The organism is Frigoribacterium sp. R86507 (genome assembly GCF_044597695.1).
GTDB lineage: Bacteria > Actinomycetota > Actinomycetes > Actinomycetales > Microbacteriaceae > Frigoribacterium.
Genome location: NZ_CP139002.1, coordinates 2,599,322 through 2,617,770, shown reverse-complemented (window position 1 = coordinate 2,617,770; position 18,449 = coordinate 2,599,322). Strand labels below are relative to the sequence as shown.

The following is an 18,449-nucleotide window of genomic DNA, read 5'->3' as shown; positions in this document are numbered from 1 at the left end:
CTTTATCACAGGGCCTCTCGTCGGGTCGGGTGTGGCATCGTCGGCCCGCAGCGCCTCACGGGGTCAGGTCGAGGGCCTCGACCGAGGGTTGCAAGACGGCGATGGAGGTGAAGCCGACGGCCGCGGACTGACCGAGGGTCGTCTCGCCCCCGTCGGTTGATCCTTCGATCGTCACCGTCGTGACCCCGGGCGCGAGCTCGAGGTCGAGCGTGACGGTGGCCGAGCTCTCGTTGACCGGGACGACGCGCGTCGTCCCTGAGGTCGTGACGACCACGCTGGTGACGCTGGGCAAGGTGGTGAGGTCGATCTCGAGCGTCGCCGGCACGGCGGTCTCGCGGTCGTTCTGCACGACGACGCTGTTCACGGTGTCGTCGCCGCCGCTGGCGACATCGGTGCTGCCGGGCCGCGCCACCGGGGGATCGGTGATCTCTTCGGTGAGCTGCCGGCGTTCACCGGCGGGAAGCGAGGCGGCCGCCTCGGCGAGATCAGCGGGGATCGAGTACAACGCCCAACGCCCGCCGGGGGACTCGAGGGTCGGGGCGCCGAAGGACGGCTCGAGGGACGCCTCGACCTCGTCGCCGGAGTCGGCGTAGCCCTGACGGTCGACGAGGACTGCCGCGAAGCCGACGACGGCGAGCTGGTCGGCGATGGATGCACCCGGGTACTCCTGCAACGACTGGACCCACTCGCTCGTCGCGCGACCCTTGATGCCGCCCGCGGACCAGTGGACGTCCTGCGTGTGCAGGTACGGCTTGAGGAACTCGGTGTAGCTGAGACCGTTCGGGGTGCTGGCCTCGGGGAAATCGACGTAGGGCAGTTGCAGCACGTCCGAGCCCCGCCCGACCTCGTCCTGCACGGCGGAGAAGAAGGCCTGGTCGGACGCGAAGGCCGTGTCGTTCGCGGCGTAGGTGGGAACGGCACCCGAGTTCGTCTGGTCGTAGACACCCCCGCCGAGGAGCACGAGCGCCACCAGACCGCTGACCACCATGGGCGCCCGCCGCCAGCGAGGACGCCAGCGGGCCAGTCGCGTGAGGACCACGTCGACGATGAGCCCCACGGCGGCCAACGACAGCAGGCCGATGACGATCGAGAGGCGGTTCCACCCGCGGAGGTCGCTCGTCAGGAACGACAGGAGGCTCGAGACGCCGCCGAGGGTGCCGAAGAGGAACGCGAGGACGGCCAGGGCGGAGAGCACACGCAGCGTGCGGAAGCGCTCGGAATCGAGCGGAGTCGTCGACGCGGCGGTCCGGCGGCGGCCGAACAGCGTCACGAGTGCCAGCACGAGCAGGGCCACGAACCCGGCGGCGGCGACGGCCCCGAGGACGGGGGTCTCGGACGGGAAGGGGTAATAGGCATCGTAGAAGTGGCGCAGGTCGCCCAGTGCGGCGATGCGGTGGTTCGGGATCGGCAGCAGCAACTGGGTCAATTTGAAGGCGTAGAACTCGGTCTCGACCGGAGACCTGGTCAGGCCGCCGTTGGACTCGCCGTTCTGCCAGGCATAGATCGTGTCGGGCAGCATGTTGGCCACTGCGCTGGCGGCGAGAACGGCACCGGCGGCGATCGCCCCGACGAACCGTCGCCACGAGCGGTGCCGCCAGAACGCGGCCACGCCGGCGACGGCCAGCAGGACGATCGAGAAGAACGCGTAGTACGTCGAACTCGCGGCGGCGAGGGCGAGGCCGACGAAGACGCCGGCACCCCGTCCGGTGAACGCGCCGACCACGCGGTTCGAGACACCCGCTCGACGCAGCCAGAGCGGCTGCCCCGTTCCGACCAGCCAGACCACCCAGAGGGCGATCGGCAGCAGGAAGTACGACGCGAGCCAGAGGTGGTTCTCGTTGCGGACGAAGTGGTAGGGCGCCAGGGCGAAGAGCACCGAGAGGGCCATGGCCAGGAGACGCGACACGCCCACTCGGGAAAGGAAGAACAGCCCCCCCATCGCGCAGAGGACGAAACCGGCGACGTAGTAGACGTTCATGGCGACGGCCCAGTCGCCGAACAGCACGCCCAGCACCCGGCCAGCGGCGAAGTTCAGGTTGTCCGCCGTCGGGAAGTCATGGTAGGTCTGGCCGATCGGGGCTCCGAGCAAGGGCTGCGACTCGTACCACCCCGTCTCGAGCAGCGTCTTGAAGTGGGCCGAGACGGCCAGGGCATCACCCGCGTAGTAGAACGGGACGCTCCAGTCCGCGCGCCAGAGCTTCAGCACCCAGGTCGTCGCCGCGAGGGTGACGAGTGCCGTGACGAGGTAAGAGAGGCCGGCGGAGTGGACGACGCGGCGCAGGCGGCTCTCGTCGTCGGGTCGGGCAGTCGTCATCGGGTCTCCTCCTCGTGTCGGCCTGCCCCCGAGGCCATGCGCCGTCTCAGGACGACGTAGGCGAGGCGGCGCGTCTGGGCGACGAGGCGTGCACGCAGGTCGCCGAGACGCCGGTCGGCCTCGCTGATGACCTCGGGGTGCGTGCGGCGCAGTTCGGCATGCAAGCCGCGGGCCTGGCGCGACTGCTCCGTCGCCAGGGCGACGCTCCACTGTGTCGAGCTCAACCGGAACCCGCCGGCGAGCTCGGGGACGGCGGCGAGATCGCCCAGCATCAGCGCGCGGCAATAGCTTGCCTGGTCGATGAGGTAAGGGAACGACGAATCCCACCCGCCGGCGCCGACGAAGGGCTCACGGCGGAACGTGACGCAGAAGGGCTCGCCGAACAGGTTCGTGCCCGCCCGGACCGTCGCCCGGACGGCCTCCGTGCCGGGCACCAGGCGGGATCGCCAGCGCGGGCCCCGGCGACCGATGATCGTCTTCGTCGACGCGTCGACCAGCGAGCGGGGGGACGAGGCGATCGTCGCGGAGGGGTGGGTGTCGAGAGCCGCCACATGCTGGGCGAGGGTGTGGGGGAAGAGAACATCGTCTCCCGGCACGAGGCGCAGGTACTCGCCCGTCGCGGCCTCGGTGACGCGGCTCCAGTTCGCCAGCGCACCGCCGCCCGCAGGGGTGCGCAGCAACGTGACGCGCTCGTCGTGCGCGTAGCGCTGCAGCACCTGCCAGGTGTCGTCGGTCGACGCATGGTCGGCGATGATCAACTCGAAGTCGTCGAACGACTGGTCGAGGATCGACCGCACCGTCTCGTCGACGAACTCGGCGTTGTTGTAGGCGGGCACGACGACGGATAGACGGGGTGACATTCACGCAACTCTCTGGCTTGACCAGAGGCAGAGTCTACCGATGCCCTGGGGTGGGACGGGTAAGCTGCCCCGGGCTGTCGGTGACGGCCTGTGATAATGATTCGTCGCCATGACCTCGGCACCGCCGGTCCGGCGGGTCGTGGACGTCGTGGCGTCGAGAGTCTTGGAGAGTCGTGAGTACTGAATCGCAGACGCGCATCGAACGCATCGCGACGCTGCCCTTCGAGAAGGCAGGAGCCCCCGCCGGCGGCCTCGTGAGCGGCATCTCGCCGGCGGTCCGCGACATCTGGGCGCACCGGAGCCTCCTCGACCTCCTCATCCGCCGTGAGCTCAAGGCGCGCTACAAAGACAGCGCCCTGGGCTTCGTCTGGAGCTTCATCCGCCCGCTGACCATGCTGGCCATCTACTACTTCGCCGTGGGGCAGGTCCTCGGAGCGGCCCGCTCCGTGCCTCAGTTCGCCATCTACGTCTTCGCCGGTCTCACCCTCTGGGGCTTGTACAACGAGATCATCGCCAGCGGAACGACCTCGATCCTGGCCAACGCCGGGCTCATCAAGAAGGTCTACGTCCCGCGCGAGCTCTTCCCCCTCGCTTCGCTGGGGTCGGCGTTGTTCAACTTCGGCGTGCAGTTCCTGGTGCTGATGGCGGCGGTCGTCCTGCTCGGGCAGTTCCCGGTCTCGTGGAACCTCCTCTACCTGCCCGTCGCCCTCGTGCTGACCGTCATCTACGGCCTCGCCCTCGCGCTGTTGCTCTCGGCGCTGAACGTCTACCTCAGGGACATCCAGTACCTGGTCGAGGTGGCGCTGCTGATCCTCTTCTGGGCGTCGCCCATCGTGTACTCGTTCGGCATGGTCGTCGACCGGGCCGCAGCACGCGGGCAGGAATGGATCGTCAACCTGTACCAGCTCAACCCGATGACCGACATCATCCTGGCCTTCCAGAAGGGCATCTGGCGGGCGGGCACCGAGACGACGACCCTCGCCGACGGCACGGTCGTCGGCCCGCAGCCCTACCCCGTCGACCTCGACTTCCGCCTGCTGGTCATCGGCGTCGTGGGGCTCGCCCTGCTCGTCGTCGCCCAGCGCATCTTCGCCCGCCTGCAGGGCAACTTCGCACAGGAGATCTGACCCGTGAGCCCAGCTACCGTTCCCGTCGTCACGATGGCCGACGTCTCCAAGCGCTTCGTCATCCGCAAAGAGAAGTCTCTGAAAGAGCGCATCGTGAACCTGGCGCGCTCGAACAAGCACAAGGACGACTTCTGGGCCCTCCGTGGCATCACGCTCGACATCGAGGCGGGCACCACCGTCGGCCTCATCGGCGCGAACGGCTCGGGCAAGAGCACGCTGCTGAAAGTCATCGGCGGCATCTTGCAGCCGTCGACGGGCGAGGTGAAGCGTCGAGGGCAACTCGCCGCGCTCCTCGAGCTCGGGGCGGGCTTCCACCCCGACCTCACGGGTCGCGAGAACGTCTTCCTGAACGGGGCGATCCTCGGCCTGTCCCAACAGCAGATCGCAGGCTTCTTCGACTCGATCGTCGAGTTCAGCGAGATCGGCGAGTTCATCGACACCCAGGTGAAGTTCTACTCGTCGGGCATGTACGTGCGACTCGCCTTCGCGATCGCCATCCACGTCGATCCCGACGTCCTGCTGGTCGACGAGGTCCTCGCCGTCGGTGACGAACCGTTCCAGCGCAAGTGCCTCGACAAGATCGAGGAGTTCCAGCGACAGGGCCGCACCATCGTCATCGTCACCCACGACCTCGGCACCGTCGAGTCGCTCTGCGACCGTGCCATCGTCCTGGCGCACGGCAAGGTCATCTTCGACGGGGGCGCCGTCGACGGTGTCGCCGCCCTGCGCGCCGAGTTCGGGTGACCGCGAGCGCGAGCCCCGGTGAGGGCGCTCCGGTCCCGCGGAACCCGGTCGTCGGCCTCGCGGCCGGCACGATTGTCCTCGGGGCGAGCAACTACGTCTACCTGGCCCTCGTCGGCAACGTCGTCGGAGGCGTCGAGAGTGCTCCTGTCTCGGTCCTCTGGACGATGATGGCGGGGCTCGCCGTCGGACTCTTCCAGCCCGTCGAACAAGTTCTGTCGCGGGCTCTCGCCCGTCGTCGGGCGAGAGGGCTCGACGTGCGGCCGTCGCTGCGCCGGGTTGCCCTGCTCGCCTGCAGCCTGCTCCTGGCTTCACTTGTCGTCCTCGCCGTTGCCTTCGAACCCGCGTCGAGACTGCTCTTCTCCGGTCGTTCGGCCTTCACGCTCCTGCTGGCCGCTGGCCTCGTCTCGTCGACCGTGCTGTTCTTCGTCCGCGGTTGGCTGGCCGGTCAGGGACGTTTCGGCTCGTACGCCGTCGAGATGGCCTTCGAGGGGTTGCTCAAAATAGGGGCCGTCGCCGTCCTCGCCGGTGTCGGCCTGCGTGATCCGATGTTTCTGGCGGTCCCGCTCGTGGTCGCGCCGCTGGCCGCGTCCGCGGTCGCCGTCCTCGTCACGGGTGCGGGCCGCCGCTCAGGCGCCCGAGCACCGGTGCAGAACGCGTTGACGCCGGGAGGCGTCGCCGACGCGGCTGCCGCCGACGCCGCTGCCACCGCCCCTCACGAGGGCGTCGGCTTGCGGTCGTTCGCCGCCCTCACGACGGGGTCGCTGCTCCTGCAGCTCTTCGTCAACGCTGGTGTGCTGCTCACGCAGTTGTCGGTAGGCGGCCAGGCGACCGCCTTCACCGCGAGCCTGGTCGCCGGGCTGGCCATCGCGCGCATTCCGCTCTTCCTCTTCAACGCCGTGCAGTCGTTCCTGCTGACGCGTTTCTCCGTGGACGCCCAGGCCGGTCGGTTCCGTTCGCTCGCCCGGTCGGTCGGCGTCTGGAACGCCGTCGTCGTGTTGCTCGGCGTCGCGTGGGTGGTCCTCGTGAACATCACGGGTGCGACCGCGCTCTCGCTCTTCGGGCCGGGCTACGAACTGGCCACCCTGCAGCTCGTCCTGCTCGCCGCCTCCTGCGTGTTCCAGATCGCGACGATGGTCACGGTTCAAGGGCTCCTGGCCCTGCACCGCGACCGCACATCCATCGTGGCCTGGCCGGTGGGTCTGGTCGTCCTGCTCGCGGTGTTCGCGCTGCCATGGTCCGACCTCGGCATCGCCATCGGCGCGGCCATGCTCGCGGGGACGGCGACCGCCTTCGTGACGGCCGTGGCCGGTCTGGTCTGGTCGATCCGCCGCAACGCGGCCCCGCGGGCGTCCGCCGACCTCACCACGGGCGCCGACCCGGTGCACTAAACTCCAGCGGTGCGACCAACAGACCACCGGCCCCGTTCCCTCGTCGTCCTCCCCACCTACGACGAGGTCGAGAACCTCCCGATCATCCTGGGGCGACTCTTCGACGCGGTGCCCGAGGTCCACGTCCTCGTGGTCGACGACGGCAGCCCCGACGGCACCGGTCAGCTCGCCGAGACGATGGCCGCCGAGGACGACCGCATCCACGTGGCGCACCGCACCGGCAAGCTCGGGCTCGGTTCCGCCTACGTCATGGGATTCGGCTGGGGCCTCGAGCGTGATTACGACGTCGTCGTTGAGATGGACGCCGACGGCTCGCACCCGCCCGAGAAACTGCCCGAGATGATCTCGCTCGTCAGCGCGGCCGGTGCGTCCGCCCCGAGCCTCGCGATCGGCTCTCGGTGGGTCCCCGGTGGCTCGGTCGTCAACTGGCCGGTCTCCCGCCAGGTCCTCAGCCGCGGCGGAAACCTCTACGCCCGTCTCGCCCTCGGCCTCCAACTCAAGGACGTCACGGCCGGGTTCCGCGCTTACACCCGCGAGGCCCTCGAAGCGATGGACCTCACGGGCATCGACTCGAAGGGCTACTGCTTCCAGGTCGACATGACCCTCCGCGTCCTGGACGGGGGCGGTCGGGTCGTCGAGGTGCCGATCGAGTTCCGCGAACGCGAGCTCGGCGAGTCCAAGATGAGCCAGGCCATCGTCGTCGAGGCCATGCTCCGGGTGACGAAGTGGGGCGTCCAGCGACGTCTGCAGACCCTGCTGGGCAAGCGACCCGGACCCCGCTGGGTCGTCGAGGACTGACGACGAGCCGAGGGTGCCGGGCCTGGCTCGGGATCGGCCACGGGTGACCGGGCCGGCCCGCGCCTCCTAGCGGCCGGCCGCCTGCGGCAGGCGTGACCGCCATGACCGCTTGCGGGCCGCGATCGTCGCGATGGTGACGAAGGTCATCAGGGTCCCCTCGAAGAGGACGAAGCTCTCGGCGACGGCCGTCACCCCGATCAGGACCAGCACGAGCGCCGGCCAGACGTAGGCCACGATCGGGTGGCCCGAGGCCGTGATCCAGCTGCGCACGAACGCGAGGGTGCCGGCCACGACGAGCAGGAGGCCCCCGACGAGGCCCAGCTGCAACCAGATGTCGAAGAACGCGTTCAGGCCCGTCTCGTGCGGTCGGCCGTTCGGGGCGATGATCGTCGAGTAGGGGAAGATCTCGGTCGGCCACTGCCCGACGAAGCCCCAGCCGACGATGTCGTGCACCGCGGCCAGTTCGCGGATGCGAGCCCAGAGCAGCGACCGGACCGAGAGGTCGTTCGTGGCGTCGACGGCATCGAGGAGGCGCGAGCGGCCCGCGTAGGCCAGCGCGCCCCCCAGCACCACGATCACCGCGAAGACCGACTGCATCAGCGACCGTCTCGACTCGGGGGCCCGCCTCAGCGCGTCGAGCGCCACGCCCGCCACGATCAGGACGATGACCGCGATCGCCGTCGCGGGGGAGCGGGCGAAGCCGAGCGCCGTGAGGGCGAGCACGCCCGAGGCCACGGCCTGTCGTCGGGGAACGGACCGGGTGAGGAACTCGACGGCGAAGGTGATGACGGCGAGCGTCGCCAGGAACCCCAGGTAGTTACGGGTGCCCGAGATGCCCTGGATGGGCCCGCCCGCGGCGAGGTTGCCCTGGATGCCCAGGAACGCGATCGGCTGGTCGATCAGCAGACCGCTCAGCACCTCGAGCGACAACGAGATCACGAGCAGGATGCGCAGGGCGTCGCCGAACGCCCTCACGACCTGCACGAGGTCGCGTCCGAGCGCCAGGTAGAGCCCGAGAGCACCGAACCCGACGGCGTAGGCCACCCCGCCGATCGTCACCCAGGTGTACTCGCTCCAGAAGACGCTGAGGCCCATGAACCCGAAGAGGGCGATGAGGGACACGGGCAGGATGCCGTGCCATTCGATGTGGTGCCGACCGCCGACGAGCGAGAGCGCCGCCAGCACCACGAGCGTGCCCAGGACGGCGAGCGACCCGGGCCACCCCATCAGGGCGCGCACGGACTGCGTCGAGAACGCGTAGAGGACGATCGCGACCGACAGCGCCTGCGAGAAGTGCCCGCCGGCCGAGAAGCCGATCCAGGCCGAGAGGTACCGGCGCAGGGGGTCCCGGTTGCGGTCGAACCCGTGGTCGTGGCCGGAGGTCACCGGTCGTGGCCCGTCCAGCCGAAGGGGTCGCGTCGGGTGACGAGCACGACGATCACGAACGTGGCCCAGCCCCACTCGACGATCAAGCGGGATTCCGTCAACCCGTGGACGAGCAGGGCCGTCACGAGCATCAGCGGCAGCAGGTCGAGGGCCGACCAGGGGGCCGCGACGTCGCGGGCCAGCATCCGACGGTCGACGGCCCACCACCAGGACCGCAGCACGACCCCGACGATGGTCAGGGCGAAGAGGATGAGGCCGATCCACCCCAGCTGGAACCAGACGTCGAGGTACGCGTCGTGCGCCTGCAGGTACACGACGCCGTTGCGCTCGGCGAGGTCGGTGAACGGTTCGACGAACGGGAACCAGTAGCTGACCCAGCCCCAGCCCACGACGGGGTGCTGGACGCCGAGATCGTAGACGGCCGACCAGATGTCGGTGCGGCCCGTCAGGTCGCCGCTCTTGCCGAGCACGGCCAGCAGGGGGCCGCGGGCAAGCACGGCGACGGCGAGGCCCGCGACGACGACGAAGGCCGCCACGCCGAAGACGGGGGCCCGGCGACCGGGCTCGCGACGGCGGGTCGCAAGCACCAGCAGCAGGACGAGGCCGACGGCGACCGCGACCACGGCGACCGTCGCCGACCGGGTCAGCGCGAGGGCCAGCAGCGCCGCGGCGAGCCCGACGACCGTCGAACCGCGGGTGATCGACCGGTCCGCCGCCTGGACGGCCGTGACGATCAGGGCGAGCAAGGCGATGATCGCCAGGATGTTGCTGTTGCCCTGCAGCCCCTGGATGCGTCCGCCCTCGAACAACACGTCGCGCGACCAGAACCACGCCGCCGGCCGCCCCGTGCAGTCCAGGTAGACCGGGCAGACCGGCTGTCGGACGAACAGCCCGACGACGACCTCGAACAGCAGGGAGGCCACCACGTGGAGGCGCAGCGCTCGGCCGAGAGCGGTCACGATGGCCGGCCACGGGGCGACGACGGTGATCGCCAAGGCGCCCACGCTCGTCATCAGCGTGAGGACGATGCCGATCGCCGACCCGGCCGGGTACTGGGACCACGCGATCGAGGCGACGGCGAAGACAAGGAACAGGACGAGGAGGCGCGGGAGGGTCCGCACCCGGGGCGGGTGCCGCACGACGAGGACGACCGCCGTGACGACCATCGCGACGCAGGCCGCCCCCCAGCCCCACCAGCCGGTTCCGTTGCGCAGGACGTCGCCGCCGAAGAGCACGAGGAACGCGAGCGTCGCGAACGTCGTGGCTCCGCGCGCGGGCGCCACTCGGGCGGGCCGCGCGGGCAGCGTCGAGGTCATGGGCACCAGGCTAGACGACGGGGGAGGCGCGGCGGGGCGACCAGGGGTCACCCCGCCCGTCGGATCAGACGAAGGCCGCCTGGCCCGTGATGCTGCGGCCCACGATGAGGGTGTTCATCTCGCGGGTTCCCTCGTAGCTGTACAGCGCTTCGGCATCGGCGAAGAACCGGGCGACGTCGTAGTCGAGGACGATGCCGTTGCCGCCCATGACCTCACGGGCGTATCCGACCGTCTCTCGCATGCGGGCCGTCGTGAACGCCTTGGCGAGGGAGGCGTGCTCGTCGCGCTGGGTGCCCTCGTCGAGCATCTGGGAGCACCGCACCACCATGCCGATCGACGCCGTGATGTTGCCGATGCACTTGACCAGCAGGTCCTGGATCAGTTGGTGCTTGGCGATGGGCTTGCCGAACTGCACGCGCTCGTTGGCGTACGCCAGGGCGGCCTCGTACGCGCCGATCGAGTTGCCCACGGCCGCCCAGGCGACCTCGGCCCGGGTCAGGCGGAGCACGGCCGCCGTGCTGCGGAACGAATCCGCCTGCTGCAGCCGGTTGCGTTCGGGCACGCGGACGTCCTCGAGGGTGATGTCGGCGTTCTGGACGATGCGGAGGCTCTGCTTGTCCTCGATCTTGGTCGCCGTGTAGCCCGCGGTGTCGGTCGGGACGATGAAACCCTTGACCTGGCCGTCCTCGGCGCTCTTGGCCCAGATGATCGTGATGTCGCTGAACGTGGCGTTGCCGATCCACCGCTTGGAGCCGTTCAGCACCCAGTCGTCGCCGTCACGGGTCGCGATCGTGCGGAGTCCCTGGGCCGAGTCGGACCCCGACAACGGCTCGGTCAGGCCGAAGGCGCCCACCAGGTCGCCGCTCGCCATGCGGGGCAGCCACTCTGCGCGCTGCTCGGGCGAACCACCGACGCCGATCGACCCCATCGCCAGGCCGTTCTGCACGCCGACGAAGGTCGCGACGGACGCGTCGACGCGGGCGAGCTCGAGTGCGACCCAGCCGCGGAAGACGGCGGAGTTCTCGAAGGGGCGCGTCTCCTCCCACGGCATGCCGAACAGGCCGAGGCCGGCGAGGCCCTTGACGATCTCGTGCGGGAAGGTCGCGTCCGCCCAGTGGCGGTTCACGCCGGGCTTGACCTCGGTCTCGAGGTAGCGGCGCAGATCGGCCAGCACACCCTTCTCGCGGTCGGAGAGCAAGTCTTCGTAGCCGTAGAAGTCGCTGACGAGAGAGGTGAACGAGGTGAGGGTCGCTGATGACATCCGGGCTCCATTGCTTCGTGTCGGGACGACAGGAGCCTAGGCAGCGCTTCGGCCGTGACCAAGGGATTGGTAGCTTTGGTCAACGCCCCGGCGCCGTCGACCGTACGGCTTTGTAGGGGGCGACCAAGCACGACCTCGACAAGCAGGTAAAGCCATGTTCCTCCCCATCACCAACACGCCCCGCGACTACGCCTGGGGTTCGACGACGGCCATCGCGGACCTGCTCGGTCGTCGACCGAGCGGCCGCCCCGAGGCCGAGCTCTGGCTCGGCGCACACCCGGGCTCGCCGAGCGTCGTCGTCGCTCCGGCGGTGGTGGGCGGTGCCGACACCCTCGCCGACTGGTTCGCCGCCGAGCCGGCCCGGGCCCTCGGCCGCGATCGGGACCACCTGCCGTTCCTTCTCAAGCTGCTCGCGGCCGACGGCCCGCTGTCGATCCAGGCGCACCCGACCCCCGAGCAGGCCCGCGAGGGATTCGCTCGTGAGGACGCCGCCGGCATCCCGCTCGACGCCCCCGAGCGCAACTACAAGGACTCGTCCGCCAAGCCCGAGATCATCGTGGCGCTGAGCGACACCTTCGACGCCCTCTGCGGGTTCCGCGAGCCGACCGAGACCCTGGCCGACATCGACCTCCTCGACGACGGCTCGGGGCGCCTCGACACGCTCCGTCGGCACCTGGGCGAGTCCCTCCGGTCGACCCTCGCCTTCCTCTTCCAGGCCGACGACGACTCGGCCGCGACCATCGCCGCGGTCAGCGAGCTCGCCGCCGCCCACCGGGCCGACGGCGCGAGCGTCGCGACGGTCGTCGACCTGGCCGAGCGCTACCCGGGCGACCCCGGCGTCGTCCTCTCGCTGCTGCTCAACCGGGTGACGCTCCGCGCCGGCGAGGCGCTGTTCCTTCCCGCCGGCAACGTGCACGCGTACCTCGGCGGCTTCGGCGTCGAACTCATGGCCCCGTCCGACAACGTGCTGCGCGGTGGGCTGACACCCAAGCACGTCGACGTCCCCGAACTGCTCAAGGTCCTCGACTTCGAACCGCTGCCCGTGCCCCGACTCGAGCCGACCACGGTCGCCCGGGGAGTCGAGCGCTTCGCGCCGCACGGCACGGGGTTCGCCATGCTCAGGGTCGACGCCTCGGGACCGGGGGCCGTCGTCGAGATCGGCGGGCCGAGCATCGTCCTGGTCACCGACGGCGAGGTCCACGTCAAGGGGCAGGACGGCACCATCCGGCTCGGTCGTGGTGAGTCCGCGTTCGTGACGCCCGACGAGGTCCGGCTCGCGATGACCGGCGACGGCACCGCGTACGTGGCCACGCCGGCCTGAGCCGGGCCCGCCACCACCCGCCGGGCACCCGGTAGGTTGGCCCCATGTCATGGTTGGTCACCGGCGGTGCCGGGTACATCGGTTCTCACGTCGTCCGCGAGTTCACGGGGGCGGGCATCGACGCGGTGGTGCTCGACGACCTCTCGTCCGGCCTCGAGGGCTTCGTGCCCGCCGACGTGCCGTTCGTCCGAGGCTCCATCCTCGACCGCGAGCTGATCGAGCAGACCATCGACCGTCACGGTGTCACGGGCGTCGTCCACGTCGCGGGCTACAAGTACGCCGGGGTCTCGGTCCAGCGTCCGCTGCACACCTACGACCAGAACGTCACGGGGACCGCCCGCCTCCTCGAGGCCATGTCGAGCCGCGGCGTCGACCGGATCGTGTTCTCGTCGAGCGCGGCCGTCTACGGCACCCCGCCCACCGAGCTCGTCACCGAGGACACCCCCAAGGCGCCCGCGTCACCATACGGCGAGAGCAAGCTGATCGGCGAGTGGCTGCTGCGTGACCAGGCCGTGGCCGAGGGGCTGCGACACACGAGCCTGCGCTACTTCAACGTCGTGGGCTCGGGACGACCCGACCTCTGGGACGCCAGCCCGCACAACCTCTTCCCCCTCGTCTTCGCGGCTCTCGTCGAGGGACGCGTCCCTCGCATCAACGGCGACGACTACGACACCCCCGACGGCACCTGCGTCCGCGACTACGTCCACGTCGCCGACCTGGCGGTCTCTCACGTCGCCGCGGCCCGCCGACTGGACGCGGGCGAGTCGGTCGAGCCCGCCTACAACCTCGGTTCGGGCGGGGGTGTCTCGGTGGCCGAGATCATGGCCGCGATGCGCGAGGGAACCGGCGTCGACTTCACGCCCGAGATCGCTCCGCGCCGCCCCGGCGACCCCGACCGCATCGTCGCGGACGGCAGCCTGGCGGCGCGCGACCTCGACTGGGAGATGCGGCACACGCTCCTCGAGATGGTCACGAGCGCCTGGCAGGCCGCGCCTCGCGGCTGACGGACGACTCCGCGCCCGACGTCACCCGTTCCCGTCGAAACGTCCCCCGACACGCCGGGGCTCCCTTGCCCCTGATCGGGGGGTGAAGGGTTTATTGGCCCTCGACTTGACGGATGGGTAATGACACCGGTGTAATTACCTTGTCGCGTACATTCACGGGCGATCGACACGAGGGGAGATGCGCTGTGGGCATCCACGAGAACCGCGCCGGCGTCCCGGACGACTGGCACGTCGACCCGATCCAGCTGGGCGTCCCCGGCGTCGGGTCGTCGGCGTCGCGCATCACCGTCGCCGACGACGAGAACCAGCTGGCCTGGCAGGCGGATTCGCTCTGCGCCCAGACCGACCCCGAGGCCTTCTTCCCCGAGAAGGGCGGCTCCACGCGGGACGCCAAGAAGATCTGTGCCTCCTGCGACGTCCGGGCCCAGTGCCTCGAGTACGCCCTGCAGAACGACGAGCGCTTCGGCATCTGGGGCGGACTGTCCGAGCGCGAGCGTCGCAAGCTCCGCAAGCAGGCCTGACCCGCGCCTCCTCGGCTTCCGACGGCATCGACCCCTCCGGGTCGGTGCCGTTCCGTCGTCCCGGGCCGAGGTCGAGGGACCAGGAGGCGCGGGTCGCCACGTCTCGCTCGTCGCGTCGGCGCGCCGAGCCGGTGCCCGCGTCGGTGCGACCTAGGCTGCACGAGTCATGCAGCCGAGAGTCACAGCGATCCTCGTCGCCCCTGGTGGAGCGACCTACCTCGACCGAACCCTCGACGGGCTGTCGCGTCAGACGCGGCCCCCCGAGGCGTTGGTGGTGGTCGACACCGGCGGCAAGGACTCGGCCGCGGGCCGACTGTCGCTCAGCGGTGCCGCCCAGCTGGCCTCCCTGCCCGACGCGAAGACCTTCGGTGCCGCCGCCGCGCACGGCGTGCGGCTCTCCGACCCGGGCGACGGCGACCCCGACGAATGGGTCTGGCTGCTCGGCCACGACAACGCGCCCGCGCCCGAGGCGCTCGAGCACCTCATGACGACCGTCGAGGTGTCGCCGTCCGTCGCGGTCGCGGGGCCCAAGCTGATGCGGTGGGGCCAGCCCGGCGTCATCGCCGAGTTCGGCGAGACCGTCACCCGGTACGGCGCCTCGCTCGCCCGCGTCGAGAACGAGCTCGACCAGGGCCAGCACGACGTCACCGACGACGTGCTCGGCGTCGCGGCCGGCGGCATGCTCGTCCGTCGCACCGTCTGGACCGCGCTGGGCGGCTTCGATCCCGCGCTGCCGCACGTGGACGCGGCGCTCGACTTCTCGATCCGCGCCCGTCTCGCCGGCCACCGTGTGGTGCTCGTGCCCGATGCGAAGGTCGACAGCGCCGGACCGCCGGAAGAGTTCGGCCACGGACCCGTCGGTCACGCCCGTCGAGCGCGCCTCCACCGTGCGGCACAACTGCATCGACGCCTCGTCTACTCGGCGGCCGTCCTGTTGCCGCTGCACTGGCTGAGCCTCGTGCCGTTGGCGGTCGTGCGCAGCGTCTGGCACCTCCTCACCAAGAACCCCGGAGCCGTGGTGGGCGAGTTCGCCACCGCCTTCCGGGCTGCCTTCGGCGGCTCGCACGTGCGGTCCGCCCGCCGGGCCCTCGCCCGGACCAAGAGCGTCGGCTGGAGTTCGGTCGAGCCCCTGCGGGCGTCACGCGCGTTGCTGCGTGAACGTCGCGTCACCGAACGCGATGCCCAGGTCGCCGTCGTCGAGGACGCACCCGATCCGCGGGCCAGCTTCGTCCACTCGGGCGGTCTCTGGGTCGTCCTGGTCGCAGCCGTCGTCGGCGTGGTCGCGTTCCTGCCGCTGCTCGGCAACCCGGCCGTGACGGGTGGGGGACTCCTGCCGCTCAGCACCTCGGTGGGTCAGCTGTGGTCGTCGGTCGGCTACGGCTGGCGCGAGATCGGCACCGGGTTCCTCGGTCCCTCCGACCCGTTCGCCGCACTCGTCGCCGTCCTGGGCAGCCTGACGCCCTGGTCGCCGTCCACCGCGGTCGTCGGCGTCTACGTCGTGGCCCTGCCGCTCTCGGCGCTGGGGGCCTGGTTCGCCACCCGCCGCGTGACCCGCCGCACCTGGGTGCCCGCCGTCGCCGCCGCGCTCTACGCCCTCTCGTCGCCGCTGCTCTCGGGGTTGCAGTCCGGACACCTGGGCGCCGTCCTCGCGCACGTGGCGCTCCCGTTCCTGGTCTGGGCGATGATCGGCGCCGCGAGGTCCTGGACGGCCGGGGCCACCGCCTCCTTGCTGTTCGCCGTCGTCGCCGCTGCTGCTCCGTCGCTCGTCCCGGCGCTGCTCGTCGGCTGGCTCGGGTCGATCGTCAGCCGCCCGCGCGGCACCCATCGCCTCGTCGCGGTGCCCCTGCCCGCGCTGGCCCTCTTCGCCCCGCTCGTCGTCGCCCAGCTGCAGCGGGGCACCTGGTGGGCCGTGTTCGCCGACCCCGGGGTCCCGACGAGGTCGGACCCCGCGTCGCCGCTGCAGCTGCTGCTCACGTCGCCCGAGACGGGTCTCAACGGCTGGACGGCCCTGATCGCCGCCACAGGCTTCTCGTCTGCCACGCTCGCCGTGTTGGTCGCCGTCGCGATCGCCCCGCTGGCGCTGCTCGCCGTGGCCTCGCCGTTCGTCGGCTCGCAGCGCCGCGCGGTCCCCGCCCTCGCGCTCGCCCTGCTCGGCTACCTCACGGCCGTCGCCGCGACCCACGTGTCCGTCACGGGCGTCGGCAGCGACACGACCACGATCTGGGCCGGCAGTGGGCTGAGCCTGTACCTGCTGGGACTCGTCGGCGCCGCGGCCGTGACCCTCGACCGGTTGCCGAGGGTCGCCCCGCCGGCCGGTGCCCTGGTCGCCGTGCTCGCGGTGGCGGCCGCGGCCCCCACCGTCATCGCGTCGTTCGGTCCCGTGGCCGACGTCCGTCCGAGCTCGGGCCGCATCCTGTCGGCCTACGTCACGGCGGAAGCCGAGGCGACGCCGGACGTCGGGACGCTCGTCCTGACGCCTCAGCCGGACGGTTCGCTCGCCGTGTCGCTCGAGCACGGGCAGGGAGCGACGCTCGACGACCAGTCGACGCTCGACTCGACCGCCCAACGCCTCACCTCGGTCAACGAGGACCTCACGGTCCTGGCCGGGAACCTCGTCAGCCGCAGCGGTTTCGACCCGACCGACGACCTGCGTCGACTCGGTGTCGGGTTCGTGCTGCTGACGGCCACCGACGACGACGGCGACGCCGACCGGCTCGGCCAGCGCGCGGGCGAGGCCCTCGACGCCGACGCCGACTTCCTGCCCGTCGGCGACACGTCCAACGGCCTGCTCTGGCGGTACGTGGAGGCGCAGGACGAGCGCGAGGCGCGTCCGGCTGCCGGACCCTTGCGCCCGATCGTCCTGATCAGCTGGGGGCTCGTCTTCGGTTCCGCCCTGCTGCTCGCCATCCCGACGTCGCCGCGGCGACGTCGATCCCGCGCCGGGACGCCCGAGGCAGAGCAGCCCGCCACGACCTTCGACGAGGAGCGAGATGAATAAGCGATCGGTCTTCTCCACGACGGGACGAGTGGCGGTCGGCGTCGTCGGCCTCGCCGTCGCCGCGGCGGTCGTCGGGGGTGCCGCGGTCGTGCGCCTGCCCTCGTTCGAGACGGTGCCGGCGGGTCAGCTCGTGACCCCGGTGCCCGTCGACCAGCAGCGGGTCTGCACCGGTGCGCTGCTGCAGCTCTCGGACGCCGAGGGGCAGCAGGCCACGACCGCGAGTTCGGTCGGTCGGGCCGCCGTCGCGCGGCAGTCGAGCGAGGGCGACGTCGACGTCGACGAACTCGCCGGTGCCGACGGCAGCGACTCGCAGCCGTCCGTGGTCACCGCCCCCGTCGAGGGCACCGACGTGCCCCTCGTCGCGGCGGCCCAGAGCCAGTCGGTCGACGAGGGCGACCTGCGCGGCTTCGCGTCGGCGCCGTGCACCGAGCCCACCAGCTCGACGTGGCTGATCGGCGGCTCGACCGAGACGGGGCGCGTCTCGCTGATCAGCCTCGTGAACCCCAGCGACGTGAACGCCACCGTCGACCTCGACATCCGGTCCGAGACCGGCGAGGTGCAGGGCCCCGGCATCGACGGCATCGTCGTCGCGCCCCGCAGCCAGAAGGTGGTGCCGCTCTCGGGCTTCGCCACCGGACTCGTCTCGCCGGCCGTCCACGTGTCGAGTCGCGGTGGGCAGATCGTCGCCACCCTCCAGCAGAGCGTCGTCCGGACCCTCGAACCCGGCGGCGTGGACATCGTGACCGGGTCCGCCGCACCCTCGCGCGAGTCGGTCGTCACGGGGATCGTCGTCCGCGACTCGGCGAACCTCGAGGGTGCGCTGGCCGACCCGTCGTCCTCCGACCTCCAGTCCGTGCTGCGCGTTCTCGTCCCGGGACAGGATTCCGCGCAGCTGAGCGTCTCGTTGGCCACCGACGACGGCACCGGCACCACCTTCGAGACCCGGGTCGAGGGGGGGCGCGTGACCGACGTGCCGATCGACGGGCTCGAGGACGGCGTCTACACCGCCACCGTGCGATCGTCCACGGCCGTAGCCGTGGCCGCTAGGACCTCCACCGTCGCCGCCGACGCGGGAGGCGTGGACCTGAGCTGGGCCGCCTCGTCGCCGCGCCTCTCGGGTGACACCGAGGCCGTCGTGCCCGACGGTGAGGGCGGACGCCTCTGGCTCGCGAACCCCGGTCAGGACGCCGTGACGGCCAAGGTCACAGTGGGTGACGGCGACGAGCGGGACGTCGAGGTGCCCGGTGGGTCGACGGTCGGCGTTGACGTGGCCTCGGGCGACGCCGTCCGGCTCGATGACGCCGACGGCCTGCGGGCGGGCGTCAGCTTCTCGGCCCCCGCGGCCATCGCCGCCTGGCCGGTGACCTCGCCGTTCCCGGCGTCGACGCCCGTGACCGTCTACCCCTGACGG

General features: G+C 71.1%; 13 protein-coding genes and 1 pseudogene. 9 read left to right on the top strand and 5 right to left on the bottom strand.

Annotated features, from left to right (window positions below; translation table 11 throughout):
• Window positions 1–55: 55 nt before the first annotated feature.
• Together SJY14_RS12305 and SJY14_RS12300 are read right to left on the bottom strand one after the other, a co-directional pair.
• Complete coding sequence (locus SJY14_RS12305; protein ID WP_071254353.1) at window positions 56–2,314, bottom strand: hypothetical protein; 2,259 nt, start codon at window positions 2,312–2,314, stop codon at window positions 56–58.
• Complete coding sequence (locus SJY14_RS12300; protein ID WP_071254351.1) at window positions 2,311–3,174, bottom strand: glycosyltransferase family 2 protein; 864 nt, start codon at window positions 3,172–3,174, stop codon at window positions 2,311–2,313. Before SJY14_RS12300 ends, SJY14_RS12305 begins: the two co-directional genes overlap by 4 nt.
• A 173-nt stretch (window positions 3,175–3,347) precedes the next feature.
• Between SJY14_RS12300 and SJY14_RS12295 the strand changes: the two genes are divergently transcribed.
• The 4 genes and pseudogenes from SJY14_RS12295 (at window position 3,348) to SJY14_RS12280 (ending at window position 7,231) form a co-directional block, all read left to right on the top strand.
• Entirely contained in the window at window positions 3,348–4,301 is a 954-nt protein-coding gene (locus SJY14_RS12295) for an ABC transporter permease (RefSeq protein WP_071254349.1), read from the top strand.
• A 33-nt stretch (window positions 4,302–4,334) separates the two neighbouring features.
• A pseudogene (locus SJY14_RS12290) lies at window positions 4,335–5,030 on the top strand (ABC transporter ATP-binding protein); the annotation flags it as partial.
• 11 nt (window positions 5,031–5,041) lie between these two features.
• Window positions 5,042–6,433 (top strand): hypothetical protein, encoded by a 1,392-nt coding sequence (locus SJY14_RS12285; RefSeq protein WP_396599042.1) that lies wholly within the window; start codon window positions 5,042–5,044, stop codon window positions 6,431–6,433.
• A 9-nt stretch (window positions 6,434–6,442) separates the two neighbouring features.
• Window positions 6,443–7,231, top strand: a complete 789-nt coding sequence (locus SJY14_RS12280; protein ID WP_396599041.1) for a polyprenol monophosphomannose synthase — start codon at window positions 6,443–6,445, stop codon at window positions 7,229–7,231.
• 66 nt (window positions 7,232–7,297) lie between these two features.
• Here the strand turns inward: SJY14_RS12280 and SJY14_RS12275 are convergent, their stop codons facing one another.
• From SJY14_RS12275 to SJY14_RS12265, 3 genes are all read right to left on the bottom strand, one after another.
• The gene (locus SJY14_RS12275; RefSeq protein WP_396599040.1) at window positions 7,298–8,617 is read right to left on the bottom strand and encodes an exopolysaccharide production protein; all 1,320 of its coding nucleotides are present in this window, start codon (window positions 8,615–8,617) and stop codon (window positions 7,298–7,300) included.
• On the bottom strand, window positions 8,614–9,933 hold the full coding sequence (locus SJY14_RS12270) for an O-antigen ligase family protein (RefSeq protein ID WP_396599039.1): 1,320 nt from the start codon (window positions 9,931–9,933) through the stop codon (window positions 8,614–8,616). Before SJY14_RS12270 ends, SJY14_RS12275 begins: the two co-directional genes overlap by 4 nt.
• A 64-nt stretch (window positions 9,934–9,997) precedes the next feature.
• Window positions 9,998–11,194: an acyl-CoA dehydrogenase family protein gene (locus SJY14_RS12265; protein WP_137846616.1), complete on the bottom strand. Its 1,197-nt coding sequence runs from the start codon at window positions 11,192–11,194 to the stop codon at window positions 9,998–10,000.
• A gap of 154 nt (window positions 11,195–11,348) precedes the next feature.
• Between SJY14_RS12265 and manA the strand changes: the two genes are divergently transcribed.
• The 5 genes from manA (at window position 11,349) to SJY14_RS12240 (ending at window position 18,446) form a co-directional block, all read left to right on the top strand.
• Window positions 11,349–12,515: a mannose-6-phosphate isomerase, class I gene (manA, locus tag SJY14_RS12260; protein ID WP_396599038.1), complete on the top strand. Its 1,167-nt coding sequence runs from the start codon at window positions 11,349–11,351 to the stop codon at window positions 12,513–12,515.
• A gap of 44 nt (window positions 12,516–12,559) precedes the next feature.
• Window positions 12,560–13,519 (top strand): UDP-glucose 4-epimerase GalE, encoded by a 960-nt coding sequence (gene galE / locus SJY14_RS12255; RefSeq protein WP_396599037.1) that lies wholly within the window; start codon window positions 12,560–12,562, stop codon window positions 13,517–13,519.
• 185 nt (window positions 13,520–13,704) lie between these two features.
• On the top strand, window positions 13,705–14,040 hold the full coding sequence (locus tag SJY14_RS12250; protein ID WP_177174756.1) for a WhiB family transcriptional regulator: 336 nt from the start codon (window positions 13,705–13,707) through the stop codon (window positions 14,038–14,040).
• A 166-nt stretch (window positions 14,041–14,206) separates the two neighbouring features.
• Complete coding sequence (locus SJY14_RS12245; protein ID WP_396599036.1) at window positions 14,207–17,038, top strand: glycosyltransferase; 2,832 nt, start codon at window positions 14,207–14,209, stop codon at window positions 17,036–17,038.
• Window positions 17,031–18,446: a DUF5719 family protein gene (locus tag SJY14_RS12240; protein ID WP_396599035.1), complete on the top strand. Its 1,416-nt coding sequence runs from the start codon at window positions 17,031–17,033 to the stop codon at window positions 18,444–18,446. Before SJY14_RS12245 ends, SJY14_RS12240 begins: the two co-directional genes overlap by 8 nt.
• The last annotated feature ends 3 nt before the right edge of the window (window positions 18,447–18,449 follow it).